Source organism: Aromatoleum sp. (assembly GCF_032027225.1).
Taxonomy (GTDB): domain Bacteria; phylum Pseudomonadota; class Gammaproteobacteria; order Burkholderiales; family Rhodocyclaceae; genus Aromatoleum.
In genome coordinates, this window is record NZ_JAVSMM010000009.1 from 153,785 (window position 1) to 168,412 (window position 14,628).

A 14,628-nucleotide genomic window follows, 5' to 3' on the forward strand; every position below is an offset into this window, starting at 1 on the left:
ATCCGACGGGCGGCGAGCGTAATCGGAACAAAGTACGGCCTTCGTGATATAAACCGCCCTTTGGTCCATGTGACGGCGCCTCTCTTTCCGATGCCGCTCGGCTTCTACATCATCATGGCGTCGCAGTTCTTCTCTGCGCTCGCCGACAACGCCCTGCTGATCATCGCGATCGCGCTCCTCCGCGACATGGCGGCGCCCGAACAATTCGAACCGCTGCTGAAGCTGTTCTTCACCGTCTCCTACGTCGCAATGGCTGCCTTCGTCGGCGCGTTCGCCGATTCGATGCCGAAGTGGCGCGTGATGCTGATCGCCAACACGATCAAGATCGGCGGCTGTCTGATGTTGTTCCTCGGCGCGCATCCGCTGTTCGCCTATGCGGTGATCGGGTTCGGCGCCTCGGCGTATTCGCCGGCGAAGTACGGCATCCTCACCGAATACCTTCCGCACCGCCTTCTGGTCGTGGCCAATGGCTGGATCGAGGGATTGACGGTCGGTGCGATCATTCTCGGCACCGTTCTCGGCGGCGTTCTTATCCGTCCTGACGTGACGGTGTGGCTCACCCGCCTCGACCTGCCGCTGATCAACGGCGCGATTCAGGCGGCGGTCGGCATCGTTCTCCTGTTCTACCTCATTGGCGGCATCATCAATCTGTACATCCCCGACACCGGCGTCGACCACAAACCCCTGAAGAACAGCCCGCTTTACCTCATCCACGACTTCAACCACTGCCTGAAGCTGCTGTGGCGCGACAAGCTGGGGCAGATCTCGCTTGCGGTGACGACACTTTTCTGGGGTGCCGGCGCGACCCTGCAATTCATCGTGATCAAGTGGGCCGAACACAATCTGGGCTTCAACCTCTCCGAGGCGTCGATGATGCAGGGCGTCGTCGCGATCGGGATCGCGCTCGGGGCGATGATGGCTGCACGGATGATCAGTCTGCGCAAGTCCCTCAGCGTCATTCCGCTCGGCATCGCGATGGGCCTCGTCGTGATGGTCATGGTCGGCGTGACCCACGCCCCGATCGCAATGGGCCTGATGGTGCTCGTCGGCGTGCTGGCCGGTTTCTTCGTCGTGCCGATGAACGCGCTGCTGCAGCACCGCGGGCACATCCTGATGGGCGCCGGCCATTCAATCGCGGTGCAGAACTTCAACGAAAACCTCTCGATTCTCGTGATGACCGGGCTCTACGCGGTCCTGATCATGTCCGGCCTGTCGATCCACACGGTGATCGTCCTGTTCGGCTTCTTCGTTGCCGGTACGATGTACCTCGTGAAGCTCCGGCACGAACAGAATCAGCGCGAATTCGACTCCGTCACGCTTCTCGAAGATCACTCGCACTGAACGCCGGCCGCGCCTTCTGCCTCGAGTCGTCCCCCTTGCGGCGGTAAAGCGTACGCTCGGAATCGCGCACGGTAGCCCCGCTGAGGGGCCCCCCGCTCCGCCCCGCGCCAGTCTCACGTCCGGCGCATCCCCGCCCCGTGATCGCCCCCACCCTTGCTCCGCCACGCACCTTGATCGCGGCTCCGGGGCTCCTCCCGCCGCGCCCTCCCCTCCCCGACGTCCGCCATGCTCGACCAGCCGCCAGTCCGCTGTCGCAGCTTGAATTCGCCCCGCCGCCGGGCACGGCTCGCCACGGAGCCGGCACAATTTCCCGCGCTGCATCCGACTCTGTCTCGCCGCCCGGTGTCATCTTCGGGGATCACGCAGCGCTCCGCGAGAACCGCCGCGGTTGAACCACCCAGTCGGGGTTTGTTAAACTTTTCAAGGACTTCCTTCGCCAAGGCGTTTGAAACCCTCATATTTCCAGGACAAGGATCAAGCCAACCATGACCGATCGCTCGACCATCGAAGGTTCGGAAACGGCCTCATCGACCCGTTGGCATACCCTGTCCCCCGCAGAGGTCGAGCGCGCGCTGCAGAGCGGGCCCGACGGCTTGCAGGCAAGCGAAGTCGAGCGTCGCATCACCCGCTACGGACCGAATCAGCTGGCTCCGCCGAAGCGGCGCGGTCCGTTTTTGCGGCTGTTGATGCAGTTCCACAACATCCTGCTTTACGTGATGCTGATTGCCGCGGTGATCACGGCCTCTCTCGGTCACTGGGTCGACACCGGCGTACTCATCGCCGCCGTAGTGATCAACGCGATCATCGGCTTCATCCAGGAAGGCAAGGCCGAAGCCGCGCTCGATGCGATACGCGCGATGCTTTCACCGCACGCGACGGTGATTCGCGACGGCGAGCGCCGCGAGATCGACGCGGCCGAACTCGTACCGGGCGACCGCGTGCTGCTCGCTTCCGGCAACCGTGTGCCGGCGGACCTGCGCCTCGTTTCAGTCAAGGCGTTTCGCGTGGAAGAAGCCGCACTGACGGGCGAATCCCAACCGGTAGAGAAAAGCAGCGACCCCGTCGCCGCCGACGCACCGCTCGGGGACCGCTACGGCATGGCCTACTCGGGCACCCTCGTCGTTCACGGCCAGGCCACCGGCGTCGTCGTTGGAACCGGAGCCGCGACGGAACTGGGCAAGATCAACCAGATGCTCGCCGACGTCCAGAGCCTGACGACACCTCTGTTGCGGCAGATCGACCGTTTCGGCCGGGTACTCGCCCTCGCCACGATCGCCATGTCGGCCGCGACCTTCGTGCTCGGCACGCTGTGGCGCAATCATCCGCCCGCGGAAATGTTCCTGATGGTCGTCGCGCTGACCGCCTCCGTGATTCCCGAAGGACTGCCGGCGATCATGACGGTGACCCTCGCACTGGGCGTGCAGCGGATGGCGCGTCGAAATGCGATCATCCGACGCCTGCCGGCCGTGGAAACGCTGGGGTCGGTCACCGTGATCTGTTCGGACAAGACCGGCACACTGACGCGCAACGAGATGACGGTGCAGCGCGTCGTCTGCGCGGGGCACGTCTTCGACGTCGGCGGTGTCGGCTACGCGCCGGTGGGCGACTTGAGCGTCGACGGACGGATTATCGATCCCGAGCATTTCCCCGCACTCTCGATGGCGATCCGCGCCGGCGTGCTCTGCAACGACGCCCGGCTGCGCGAAGACGACGGCTTATGGCGCGTGGAAGGCGACCCGACCGAGGGCGCCTTGCTCGTGCTGGGCAACAAGGTCGGCTTCACGCAACACGCGGGAGAGGCGGCGTGGCCGCGACTCGACTCCATCCCGTTCGAGTCGCAGCACCGTTTCATGGCGACCTACCACCGCGACGGCGACGGGGAACCGTGGATTTTCGTCAAGGGGGCGCCCGAGCGAATTCTCGACATGAGCGTCGCGCAATTGAGCCGTGACGGCGAGCATGCCCTCGACGTCGATTACTGGCGCCGGATGTCGACCGACACCGCCGCCCAAGGGCTGAGACTGCTCGCGCTCGCGTGCAAGCGCGTCGCACCCGACCGCGAACGCCTCGCCTTTGCCGACGCCGAAACGGGATACACGCTGCTGGCCCTGGTCGGCATCATCGACCCGCCACGCGAGGAGGCCATCGACGCGGTCGGCGACTGTCATCATGCCGGCATCCGCGTGAAGATGATCACCGGCGACCACGCTGAGACCGCGCGCGCCATCGGCGCCCAACTCGCAATCGGCCTCGGCAAACCGGCGGTCACCGGCGCCGAGATAGCGATCATGGACGACGCCGCACTGCGCCGCGTCGCCATGGAAGTCGACGTCTTCGCCCGGGCGAGCCCGGAGCACAAGCTGCGGCTGGTGCAGGCGCTGCAGGAAGACGGACAGGTCGTCGCGATGACCGGCGACGGCGTGAATGACGCTCCGGCTCTGAAGCGCGCCGACGTCGGCGTCGCGATGGGCATGAAAGGCACCGAGGCGGCGAAGGAAGCCGCCGACATGGTGCTCGCAGACGACAATTTCGCCACCATCGCGTCGGCAGTGCGCGAAGGACGCGCGGTCTATGACAACCTGAAGAAGTTCGTGCTTTTCATGCTACCGACCAACGGCGGCGAAGCCCTGGTCGTGATCGCAGCGATCCTCTTCGAGCTGACCCTGCCGCTGACGCCGGCCCAGGTGCTGTGGATCAACATGGTCACGTCCAGCACGCTCGGCCTCGCGCTCGCGTTCGAGCCGGCCGAGCGCGGGATCATGGAGCGCAATCCCCGGCCACCCGGCCAAGCCTTGTTGTCCGGATTTTTCGTCTGGCGCGTGCTGATGGTGTCGGTACTGATGATGAGCGGCGCGCTCGGACTTTTCCTGTGGGAACTGAACGCCGGCAAGAGCGTCGAGACGGCCCGGACGATGGCGGTCAACGCTGTCGTCGTCGCGGAAATGTTCTACCTGATCAACAGCCGCTCCATCCTCGGATCGGTCTGCAGCCGCGACGGACTGACTGGCAACCGCTACGTCCTGCTCGCGATCGCGACCTGCATCCCGCTTCAGATCGCCTTCACGCACGTACCCGGCATGCAGGCGCTATTCGGATCGGCCGGACTGTCGGCCCTCGAGTGGGGCAAAGTCATCGGGGCCGGCCTGCTGGTGTTCTGCGTGGCGGAGCTGGAGAAACTGGTGATCCGCCGCTCGGGTCTCGCCTCCAGGCTGGCTCCCGCCTGAAGAACGTCATCGCGGGATTTTGGTGGCGCGTCAGCGGATGCGCGTGCGCCAATCCTGCCTGCAGCAGGCCTCCGGACGCGTCGTTCGGGCGCGCGACGGCGGGTGCAACGCTTGCGTCCGGCGCACGCAAGCTCGTCGCGTCGATGGCGCTCCGGCCGAGATCAAACTTGAACCGTTACCGGTCGGCCGACCCGAGATCCCGCATGAGGCGGCGGGCGAAACACAGGTCTTCCCAGACTTTCGCCTTGTCCGCCTGATTGCGCAGCAGATACGCCGGATGGTAAGTGACGACGACCGGCGTTTCGCCGCGATGGAAGATCTTCCCGCGCGACGCGCCGATGCTCACTTCGGCGTCCAGCAGCGCCAGCGCCGCGGGTCGCCCGAGTGCGACGAGCAGCCGCGGTCGCACGAGTTCGATCTGCCGCGCGAGGTACGGAGAACACGTCGAAATCTCGTCGCCTTCGGGCGTGCGGTTGTGCGGCGGCCGACACTTGACCGCGTTCGCGATATACACGTTTTCGCCACGCGCAAGTCCGATTGCGGCGAGCATCGCATCGAGCAGTCTTCCGGCAGCGCCGACGAAAGGTTCGCCGCGCTGATCTTCCTCCGCGCCGGGCCCCTCCCCGACGAGCATCCAGTCCGCCTGCCGGTCGCCCACCCCCGGCACCGCCTGCTTGCGCCGCTCGCACAGGCGACAGGCCGTGCACGCACCGATGTCCGCTTCGAGCGCTTCCCAGTCCAGTTTCGAAATGCGTTCAGCCCTGGCGGACGAACCGACAACCGCGTCCGAGGTCACCTCCGGCGATGGGACCGGAGCATCCGAAATGAACCGTGAAATGCGTTCGGCACCGGAAGCGATTCCGGTGCCAGCGCGCGGCGTCGGCCGCGGGGCGGCAGCGGGAACTCCCCCGGGGAAAACCGCGCGCGCGCCGCGCCCGTCCAGCGTCGACCCGATCCGTGCCGACGCGTCCTCTGCAGAAAAGGAAGGCGCAGCGGACTCGACGTTAGCGAGATCGGGCGATTCGTCGTCACAGCCGACGTCATCCACCGAACGCAGGCGCCACAGCGGGGCGAGTCCCATTTCCCGCAGCACGGCGGCGCGGCGAACGCTCACAACTCCCGCCTCATCACGATCGCATCCTCGCGCCCCCCGTCACGAGCCGGATAGTAGCCCCTGCGCCGCCCGATCGACTCGAATCCGTGGCGGTCGTACAGGGCGATCGCCGCCTCGTTGGACGGGCGCACCTCCAGAAAGAATTGGGAGGCGCCGCGCTCCCGCGCTTCATCGAAGAGCTGCCGCAGCAGGCGCCCGCCGATGCCCGCACGCTGGGCAGGCCGCGCGACGCTGATATTGAGCAGATGCGCTTCATCGACGACCGTCAGCATCACCGCGTACGCGAGCGGTTGGGCGGTGTCGCGAAGTATCCAGGCGCCATAACCGGCGACGAGCGAATCGACGAAGTTGCCGCGCGTCCAGGGAAACGCGTGCAGTTCTGCCTCGTTCTCGACGACCCAGTCGAGGTCGAGTTCGGTCATCGGAGTCAGGACTGCCGAGCCTGCCATCAGGCCCGGCCTCCGCGCGCGAGGCGCTCAGCGGTGGTCAGTGCGACCTTGTCGCGAACATAGAGCGGGACCGCCGCTTCCGGTGCGACGACGTCGCCCGCGAGGTACCGAACTGCCGCAAGGCGGGCGACGTCGGCTGCACGAGGCACCGCCGCGGAGTTTTGCCCGCTGAGGCGGGCAAGGAGCAGCGCAGGCAGGTCGGCAGCGTAGACCTGGAGCGCCGCGCCGATTCCGAACCACGCACCTTCAGGCGGCAATGCGAGCTGCGCGGGCGGCGTGCACATCGGCCCGCGGCATTCCATGACCTCGGTGCCGTTAACGCTGTAGGCGGCCGAATAGATTTCCCCCATCCGCGCATCGGTCGCAACGAAAACGGCTTCGCCCTCGCCCTGGAGCGCGAGCGCGGCGAGGCTCGACACCGGGACGACACCGAGGTCGGCTCCGATCGCAATGCCCTGCACCGTCCCGCACGCGAGCCGAAGTCCCGTGAACGCGCCGGGCCCAGCGCCGAAGCCGATCGCGTCCAGATTGGTCAGACTCAGCCCGGCGTCGGCGAGAAGCGACCGCAGCGTCGGCAGCAGATGCTCGGAATGGTTCGCATGCCCGACGAGCCGGCGCTCCACGACGCTGTCATCGAGCAGCAGGGCGACGCTCGCATGTTCGCACGAGGTCTCGATTGCAAGAATTTTCATAAGCGCTGTATTTTACCGGCACGGATATCGAAATGAAAAAGAGCGCGAAATGAAAAAGAGCGCAGGTCCGGGACGGACCGCGCTCATGGAAGTGACCGGTACAGGAGGAACAGCGGATACGGGAAGAGTGCTAGCGCGCCGGATTACTTTTCCGCGGGATGAGTCGCGTCGTAGGCACCGCGTAGCGCCTGACGCAGTTCGCGGTTCAACGCGTCGCGTTCTTCCGGCGACAATCTCTGTCGTTCTCGCTTTACCATCGGAATTTCGGCCCCGCTCGTCAGCGCCCGACGAAGTTCGGCGCGACGCTGGTCCATCGCGGACGGGTAGACGAGCACCGCTTCGTCGGCGACAAGAACCGCCGTCTCGGCGAATGCGGGAAGCGTCGGAGACAGCGCTGCGAGCAGCAACCCCATCCGTAGCCCGCGCGACGACGCTTTCGTCCTGCCCGAACAGGAAAAAACCGGGCCGGCTGGCACCGAAACGCTCCGGACTTGTCGGCGATGTTTCATGATGGTCTTGCACCTCTTCGCAGCAGAAACTGTAAATACCGTAAAAATACTAGGAAATACCGAGGACAGGGGAGTCGAGGATAAGGTTTGTTGGTGCGGCCGTAAGGAAATGTTGCATATTTCACAGCGACTTACGAAGCGTTACTCCGTGCCCTCGAACCGGTACCCGAACCGCTAGCTTGTCAAATCACCACTGAGATAGGATGCGGCTCATGAATACAAAAATCCGATATAGAGTGTTACTGGTGGATGACGACGCTCGCTTGCGCGATCTGTTGTCGAGATACCTGCAGGAGCAGGGATTTACCGTCAAGGCCGTGATCGACGCACCGTCGATGGACCGCGCATTGCATCGCGAGCATTTCGACCTCATGGTGCTCGACCTGATGCTCCCGGGAGAGGACGGGCTCGCGATCTGCCGCCGCCTCCGCGCGGACAACAACGCAATGCCGGTCATCATGCTCACGGCCAAAGGGGACGACGTCGACCGCATCATCGGCCTCGAAATGGGCGCCGACGACTATCTTGCAAAGCCGTTCAACCCCCGCGAACTGGTCGCGCGCATCCACGCCGTCATGCGCCGCCAACCCCCTACCCTTCCCGGCGCACCGACCGCCGAGGACGAAATCGTCAGCTTCGGACGCGTGCGAGTGAATCTCGGCGTGCGGTCCCTTACGCGGGACGAAGAAGAAATCTCATTGACCACCGGCGAGTTCTCGCTGCTCAAGGTGCTGTTGCAGCATCCGCGGCAGCCGTTGTCGCGCGACAAGCTGATGGAACTCGCCCGCGGACGCGAGTACGGGGTTTTCGACCGTGCGATCGACGTCCAGGTGAGCCGCCTGCGCAAGCTGGTCGAGGACGATCCGGCCAAGCCGCGGTACATCCAGACTGTGTGGGGGTTCGGATACGTCTTCGTACCTGATGACGCAAAAGCCACCACCGAGAGCTGATTTTCAGCCCTCCCCGGCGGGCTTGTCGGAACGAGGTTCAGCGCCGCGCCGTCTCGCAGAGCGGATGCTGCCCCGCACGCTGATCGGGCAGACCTTCCTGCTGATCGCGCTGCTGCTGACCCTCGCGCTCACGGCCTGGTCGCAGATCTTCCGCCATTTCGAAGATCCGGTGCGCGCGCGCGACCTCGCGCAGATGGCGACGAGCGTCGTCAACCTCACGCGCACCGCGCTGATCAATGCCGACTCCGAGCGGCGTACCGAGCTGCTGATCGACCTGGCGGCACTCGAGGGCATCCGCATCTATCCCGCCGAGGCTTCGGATGAAATCCTGCCGCTCGCCGACACGCGCGAAATGCGATTGCTGACCGACGAAATCCGTCGCCAGCTCGGCGCGCACACGCGCTTTGCGGCGCGCTGGAAGACGCTCGACGGCTTCTGGATCAGCTTTCGTCTCGATCCTGAAGACACCGAAGATTACTGGGTCATGCTGCCCTCCGAGCGCCTGAAGCAGACTCGCGCGATCGAGTGGCTGACCTGGGGCGGGGGAGCGCTGCTCGCCGCATTGCTCGGCGCCTATCTGATCGTCTCCCGGATCAGCGTGCCGCTGCGCAACCTGGCCCGCGCCGCGCGTGTCGTCGGCAGCGGACGCACGCCACCCCAGCTGCCCGAGACCGGCCCGCAGGAAATCGCGACCGTGGCGAAGGCATTCAATCAGATGGCGGGCGATCTCGCGCGGACGGAAGCGGACCGCGCGCTGATCCTCGCCGGCGTCTCCCACGACCTGCGCACGCCGCTGGCCCGGCTGCGACTCGGCGTGGAAATGTCGGGAGCGCCGGAAACGGATATCACCGCGATGGTCACGGACGTCGAGGAGATGGATCGCATCATCGGCCAGTTCCTCGATTTCGGGCGCGGCGAGCCGCAGGAGCCGATGCAGTCGCTCAACCTGGTGTCGCTCGTGACCGATCTCGTCGAACCTTACCGGCTCCGCGGCATCGATCTGCGCACCGATCTCCCCGATCGACTGATCCTCGCGGTACGCGGCCTGTCGCTGCGCCGCGCGCTTGCCAATCTCATCGACAACGCGATCCGCTACGCGGGCGACAGCAAGCCGATCGATCTCACGCTGACCGTCCATAACGACGAGGTGCTGATCGAAGTGGCCGATCGCGGCCCCGGAATTCCCGAGAGCGAGATGGACCGGATGCGACACCCCTTCACTCGTCTCGAAAATGCGCGCTCGAACACGAAAGGCGCCGGGCTCGGACTTGCGATCGTCGAGCGCATCATCCGCTCGCACGAAGGCCGGCTCGATCTGCTGGCGAGAGCGGGAGGCGGTCTGCGCACCGTGCTGCATCTGCCGATCGACAAATCCCGCAGCGCCGCCGCCCGCACATCCGGTGCGAAAGAGATCGGAATCGCAACGTGAGCGACACCTCGCCGCGGAGATGCGTATGCTGCAGGGCTTCATCTGCAATCGATTCCAGCGTCCACTCCAAAGGGAAGGTCTCGGCTGACGCGCCCGTCCGCTGACGGCGGCCCCGCCGAAACAACTCGGTATAATCCCGTCGCATGAAGATCCTATTCGACCTGCTTCCCGTCATCCTCTTCTTCGCCGCATACAAGCTCGCGGGCGGAAATCCCGATGCCGCCCGGGAACTCGCCGCAGCGTGGCTTGGCGCGGGCGTCGCGCCCGCCCAAGCGCCCATTCTGCTTGCGACCGTCGTCGCGATTCTTGCAACCGTCGGCCAGATCGCCTGGGTTTGGACGCGTCATCGCAAGGTCGACACGATGCTGTGGATCAGCCTGGTGATCATCCTCGTCTTCGGAGGCGCGACGCTGGTGTTCCAGAATCCCACGTTCATCAAGTGGAAGCCGACCGCGCTTTACTGGCTTTTCGGCGGCGTGCTGTTACTTTCCGCGCTACTCTTCCGGCGCAATCTGATCCGCAGGATGCTCGAAGCCCAGGTCAAGCTTCCCGACCCCGTGTGGACCCGCCTGAACTTCGCGTGGGCCGCGTTCTTCATCGCAATGGGCGCCCTCAATCTTTACGTCGCATACAACTTCTCCGAAGAAATCTGGGTCGACTTCAAACTGTTCGGCGGCATGGGCCTGATGCTCGCGTTCGTTCTCGCGCAGGGGTTTTACCTGTCGCGCCATATCGAAGAGGAAACCACTTGATGCTTTACGCCCTGATCTGCGAGGACGCCCCCGGCTCGCTCGACGCGCGAATGAACGCGCGGCCGGCGCACCTCGCACGCCTGGAAGCCCTGCGCGACGAGGGACGCCTGATCGTCGCCGGGCCGATGCCGGCGATCGACTCTCCCGATCCGGGACCGGCCGGCTTCTTCGGCAGCCTCGTCATCGGAGAATTCGCGTCCCAGGGTGACGCCGAGCGCTGGCTCGCCGAGGATCCCTATGTGAAGGCCGGCGTCTTCGCCCGCGTCAGCGTCCGGCCCTACAAGAAGGTGCTGCCATGACGACTGTCGAGGATATCCGCCAGCGCCTCCTCGCGCTTCTTCCCCAGTCCCTCGAAATCGAGGACGAAAGTGCGCTCCATGCCGGACACGCCGGAGCACGGGGAGGCGGCGGGCATTACCGGCTGACGATCGTCGCCGACTGCTTCGAAGGAAAGAATACGGTGGCTCGCCATCGAATTATTTATGGCGCGCTTGGTGAGATGATGCGGACGCGCGTCCACGCCCTCGCGATTCGCGCCCTGACGGCCGATGAGGCAAAAACTCAACCAACCAGGAAGGATTCTTGATGAAACGTTTTCCCAGCCGCCTCGCCCTCGGTCTGATGGCCGGCCTGATCGCCCACGCAGCCGGCGCTGCCGCCCCCGCTGCGACGGTCAATGGCACCGCGATTCCCGCAAACCGCGTCGACGTGATGATGAACGAGCAGCGAGCGCAGGGTGCTCCCGACAGCCCGCAACTGCGCGACGCGGTGCGCGAAGAGCTCGTGCGACGCGAAGTGCTCGCGCAGGAGGCCGTGAAGAAGGGTCTCGACAAAAAGGCCGAAACCCAGGCGCAAATGGATCTCGCGCGCCAGGCGGTGCTGATTCGCGCGTACATCCAGGACTACGTGAAAGCCAACCCGATCAGTGAAGCCGATCTGCGCAAGGAATATGAAGGCATCAAGAGCCAGATGGGCTCGAAGGAATACAAGCCCCGCCATGTGCTCGTGGAGACCGAGGACGAGGCGAAGGCGATCATCGCGAAACTGCGCGGTGGCGAGAAGTTCGAAACGCTGGCCAAGCAGTCGAAGGACCCCGGCTCGAAGGACCAGGGCGGCGAACTCGGCTGGAGCAACCCCGGGATGTTCGTCAAGCCGTTCTCGGACGCGATGGTCAAGCTCGAAAAGGGTCAATACACGACCACGCCGGTCAAGAGCGACTTCGGCTACCATGTGATCCAGCTCGACGACGTTCGCGACATGAAGGCGCCCGCATTCGAGGAAGTGAAGCCGCAACTCGAGCAACGCCTGCAGCAGCAGAAAGTCGAGAAGCACGTCGCCGACCTGCGCGCGAAGGCGAAAGTCCAGTAAGCGCCCCGAGGTGAGAAAAAGGCCGATCTGCTCGCGCAGGTCGGCCTTTTCTTATGGAAAATCGGGCGGGTGCCCGCCCGAAAATCCGGCTTCTTAGAACTGCGCCTCGTCGAGTTCGAGCGCTCCCGACGCGCCGTGGACGACGGCGTAGCCGAGGGCCGATGCGAGCGGCAGCACGTGGTCGGCATAAAAGCGCGCCGTGACGAGCTTGGTGCGATAGAACCCGTCGTCGGAGCCTTGCGCGATCTGCGCCTGCGACACGAGCGCCGCACGCGCCATCTGCCATCCGCCGGCAACGATGCCGAAGAGCTTGAGGAACGGTACCGAGCCGACCGACGCCGCCTTGATGTCGTGGTTGTAGGTCGCGAGGATGTACTCGACCGCGGACTCGAGCGCCGAAATGCCCGACTTCAGCGACTCGCGAATTGCGGCGAAGGTCTCGCCCTGCTGATCCGCGAGCTGAGCTTCCACGGCGCGCATCTCCGCGATCACCGCCTTCACCGTCACACCGCTCTCGCGCGCAATCTTCCGTCCGATCAGGTCGTTCGCCTGGATCGCCGTCGTGCCCTCGTAGATCGTCGTGATGCGCGCGTCGCGGAAGTGCTGGGCGGCCCCGGTTTCCTCGATAAAGCCCATTCCGCCATGCACCTGCACGCCGGTCGACGCCACCTCGATCGAGTTCTCGGTGAACCAGCCCTTGACGACCGGAATCATCAGATCGACAAAAGCCTGCTTCTGCGCCCGCACCGCCGGATCGGCATGCAAGTGCGCGGCGTCGGTCGCGGCGCCGACAACGTAGGCCAGCGCCCGCATCGCCTCGGTCGTCGCCTTCATCGACATCAGCATGCGGCGCACGTCGGGGTGATGAATGATCGAAACCTTCGGCCCACCGCGGACGCCCGCTTCGGTGCCCTGGACGCGGTCCTTCGCATATGTCAGCGCGTGCTGGTAGGCCCGCTCGGACAGAGCAAGGCCTTCCATTCCGACCGCAAAACGGGCCTCGTTCATCATGATGAACATGTACTCGAGACCGCGGTTCTCTTCACCGATCAAGGTCCCGATCGCGCCGCCGTTATCGCCGAACGCGAGCACGCACGTCGGGCTGGCGTGGATCCCGAGCTTGTGCTCGATCGACACGCAATGGACGTCGTTGCGCGCGCCGGGTGTGCCATCCGCCTTGAGGAGGAACTTCGGCACGACGAACAGCGAGATGCCCTTCACGCCTTCCGGCGCATCGGGGAGCCGCGCGAGCACGAGATGGACGATGTTGTCCGTCATGTCGTGTTCGCCGTAGGTGATGAAGATCTTCTGGCCGAAGATGCGGTACGTCCCGTCCCCCTGCGGTTCGGCGCGGGTGCGGACGGCGGCGAGATCGGAGCCGGCCTGGGGCTCGGTCAGATTCATCGTCCCGGTCCATTCGCCGCTGATCATCTTGGGCAGGTATGCCGCCTTCTGTTCGTCGCTGCCGCGCAGCGTCACCGCCTCGATCGCGCCGTTGGTGAGCATCGGGCACAGCGAAAAGGCCATGTTCGCGGATTTCCACATTTCCATGACCGCGGTCGCGACGAGCTTCGGCAGGCCTTGTCCACCGAAGTCCGGATCGCATGCGAGCGATGTCCACCCCGACTCCGCGAACTGCCGGTAGGCATCCTTCCAGCCCGGCGCGGTAGTGACCTTGCCGTGATCCCACTTCGCACCTTCCTGGTCGCCGATCCGGTTGAGCGGCGCGAGCACTCCGCTCGCGAACTTGTTCGCCTCGTCGAGAATCGCATCGACGAGATCGGTGGAAACCTCTTCACAGCCCGGAAGTCTCCCGACTTCTTCCAGGCCGGCCAGTTCACGCATGACGAACTGCATGTCGCGAATCGGTGCAGCGTATTGGCTCATCTTCGAATTGCTCCAATGCTTGTTGTAGTTTGCGGCTCTAGCAGCCGCTCTGATTACTTGTCGATCAGGTATCGGCGATCGTCGAACGCCGATACCCAGTCGGGCCGATACACCACCATCAGCGTGATCGCGGCCCCGCTCAACCACGCCTCCGAAAACCCGAGTAACAGGAGGTACGGAAGGTAGTCGCTCACGAGAAAGGCAGCTGGATAGGCTCCCATCGCCGCAAGCGCCGCCGCCGCAACAAGGCCCTGCAGCATCACGGTCACTGCCGAGCCGACAAATGCGATGACGAAAATGAATATGAAAAAGTGTGCCGGCAGGTGGCGTTCGATGCCCGACAGCCATAGTCGCGCGATCTGGACCGGCACGACCGCCATCAGCAGGAAATCGAGCGGCCACGCTTGCCAGTCGAGCGCGCCGTTAACCGTGATCCCGACGAGCGCAAGCCCCAGCGCGACGGTCGCCAGCGCGGGGCCGAACATCAGCGTCGCGGCCATCGCGCCGAGAAAGTGGAGATTCAGCCCGGGTTTCACGCCGGCCTTCAGGCTCCACAACAAGGTCAGACAGACGACGAATCCCAGCAGCAGGTGCAGTTGCGTCGAAACCGCGAGACGCGTCCACGGAACCTCGCGGAAAAGCCTGTAGAGAACGGCCGCCGCGATGACGAGCGAAGCCCATTGCCAAGACACAGGGATCAACGAGGCAGGGATGTCCAAGCTCGTCGTCCCCGGACCCGCCCGGCTTCGCCCGGCGTCAGCCTACCGCGCCGGTCAGTTCCGGCACGACCTCGAACAGATCGCCCACGAGGCCGTAGTCGGCGACCTGGAAGATCGGCGCTTCGGGGTCCTTGTTGATCGCGACGATGACCTTCGAATCCTTCATGCCCGCGAGGTGCTGGATCGCACCCGAC

14 protein-coding genes and 1 pseudogene are annotated in these 14,628 nt (G+C 64.8%); 8 read left to right on the plus strand and 7 right to left on the minus strand.

Annotation, left to right across the window (positions count from 1 at the left end; genetic code table 11):
• Positions 1 to 90 precede the first annotated feature (90 nt).
• A complete protein-coding gene (lplT, locus tag ROZ37_RS12135) occupies positions 91 to 1,341 on the plus strand; it encodes a lysophospholipid transporter LplT (protein WP_312659680.1) in 1,251 nt (416 codons plus the stop codon).
• Positions 1,342 to 1,826: 485 nt separating this feature from the next.
• Positions 1,827 to 4,565, plus strand: coding sequence for a cation-transporting P-type ATPase (locus ROZ37_RS12140; RefSeq protein ID WP_312659681.1), 2,739 nt, complete (start codon positions 1,827 to 1,829; stop codon positions 4,563 to 4,565).
• A 175-nt stretch (positions 4,566 to 4,740) separates the two neighbouring features.
• Here the strand turns inward: ROZ37_RS12140 and ROZ37_RS12145 are convergent, their stop codons facing one another.
• The 4 genes from ROZ37_RS12145 to ROZ37_RS12160 all read right to left on the minus strand — a co-directional run bounded on the left by ROZ37_RS12145 (position 4,741) and on the right by ROZ37_RS12160 (position 7,296).
• The gene (locus tag ROZ37_RS12145) at positions 4,741 to 5,679 is read right to left on the minus strand and encodes a uracil-DNA glycosylase (RefSeq protein WP_312659683.1); all 939 of its coding nucleotides are present in this window, start codon (positions 5,677 to 5,679) and stop codon (positions 4,741 to 4,743) included.
• On the minus strand, positions 5,676 to 6,128 hold the full coding sequence (gene rimI / locus ROZ37_RS12150; protein ID WP_312659684.1) for a ribosomal protein S18-alanine N-acetyltransferase: 453 nt from the start codon (positions 6,126 to 6,128) through the stop codon (positions 5,676 to 5,678). The genes ROZ37_RS12145 and rimI overlap by 4 nt, the downstream gene beginning before the upstream one ends.
• Positions 6,128 to 6,820: a tRNA (adenosine(37)-N6)-threonylcarbamoyltransferase complex dimerization subunit type 1 TsaB gene (gene tsaB / locus ROZ37_RS12155; protein ID WP_312659685.1), complete on the minus strand. Its 693-nt coding sequence runs from the start codon at positions 6,818 to 6,820 to the stop codon at positions 6,128 to 6,130. The genes rimI and tsaB overlap by 1 nt, the downstream gene beginning before the upstream one ends.
• A 143-nt stretch (positions 6,821 to 6,963) precedes the next feature.
• Positions 6,964 to 7,296, minus strand: a complete 333-nt coding sequence (locus ROZ37_RS12160) for a hypothetical protein (RefSeq protein WP_312659687.1) — start codon at positions 7,294 to 7,296, stop codon at positions 6,964 to 6,966.
• Positions 7,297 to 7,574: 278 nt separating this feature from the next.
• Here ROZ37_RS12160 and ompR point away from each other — a divergent pair, with 278 nt between their 5' ends.
• The 6 genes from ompR (at position 7,575) to ROZ37_RS12190 (ending at position 11,828) form a co-directional block, all read left to right on the plus strand.
• The gene (gene ompR / locus ROZ37_RS12165; RefSeq protein WP_312659688.1) at positions 7,575 to 8,279 is read left to right on the plus strand and encodes a two-component system response regulator OmpR; all 705 of its coding nucleotides are present in this window, start codon (positions 7,575 to 7,577) and stop codon (positions 8,277 to 8,279) included.
• 64 nt (positions 8,280 to 8,343) lie between these two features.
• Entirely contained in the window at positions 8,344 to 9,708 is a 1,365-nt protein-coding gene (locus ROZ37_RS12170; RefSeq protein ID WP_312659689.1) for an ATP-binding protein, read from the plus strand.
• Between the two features lie 143 nt (positions 9,709 to 9,851).
• Positions 9,852 to 10,460 (plus strand): septation protein A, encoded by a 609-nt coding sequence (locus ROZ37_RS12175; RefSeq protein ID WP_312659690.1) that lies wholly within the window; start codon positions 9,852 to 9,854, stop codon positions 10,458 to 10,460.
• The gene (locus tag ROZ37_RS12180; RefSeq protein WP_312659691.1) at positions 10,460 to 10,759 is read left to right on the plus strand and encodes a YciI family protein; all 300 of its coding nucleotides are present in this window, start codon (positions 10,460 to 10,462) and stop codon (positions 10,757 to 10,759) included. The genes ROZ37_RS12175 and ROZ37_RS12180 overlap by 1 nt, the downstream gene beginning before the upstream one ends.
• Positions 10,756 to 11,046, plus strand: coding sequence for a BolA family protein (locus ROZ37_RS12185; RefSeq protein ID WP_312659693.1), 291 nt, complete (start codon positions 10,756 to 10,758; stop codon positions 11,044 to 11,046). Before ROZ37_RS12180 ends, ROZ37_RS12185 begins: the two co-directional genes overlap by 4 nt.
• Complete coding sequence (locus tag ROZ37_RS12190) at positions 11,046 to 11,828, plus strand: peptidylprolyl isomerase (RefSeq protein WP_312659694.1); 783 nt, start codon at positions 11,046 to 11,048, stop codon at positions 11,826 to 11,828. Before ROZ37_RS12185 ends, ROZ37_RS12190 begins: the two co-directional genes overlap by 1 nt.
• Before the next feature lie 93 nt (positions 11,829 to 11,921).
• Here the strand turns inward: ROZ37_RS12190 and ROZ37_RS12195 are convergent, their stop codons facing one another.
• The 3 genes and pseudogenes from ROZ37_RS12195 to ROZ37_RS12205 form a co-directional block, all read right to left on the minus strand.
• Complete coding sequence (locus ROZ37_RS12195) at positions 11,922 to 13,715, minus strand: acyl-CoA dehydrogenase (RefSeq protein WP_312659695.1); 1,794 nt, start codon at positions 13,713 to 13,715, stop codon at positions 11,922 to 11,924.
• A gap of 53 nt (positions 13,716 to 13,768) precedes the next feature.
• A complete protein-coding gene (locus ROZ37_RS12200) occupies positions 13,769 to 14,434 on the minus strand; it encodes an energy-coupling factor ABC transporter permease (protein WP_409449958.1) in 666 nt (221 codons plus the stop codon).
• Positions 14,435 to 14,471: 37 nt separating this feature from the next.
• Positions 14,472 to 14,628, minus strand: a pseudogene (locus ROZ37_RS12205) (electron transfer flavoprotein subunit alpha/FixB family protein); the annotation flags it as partial.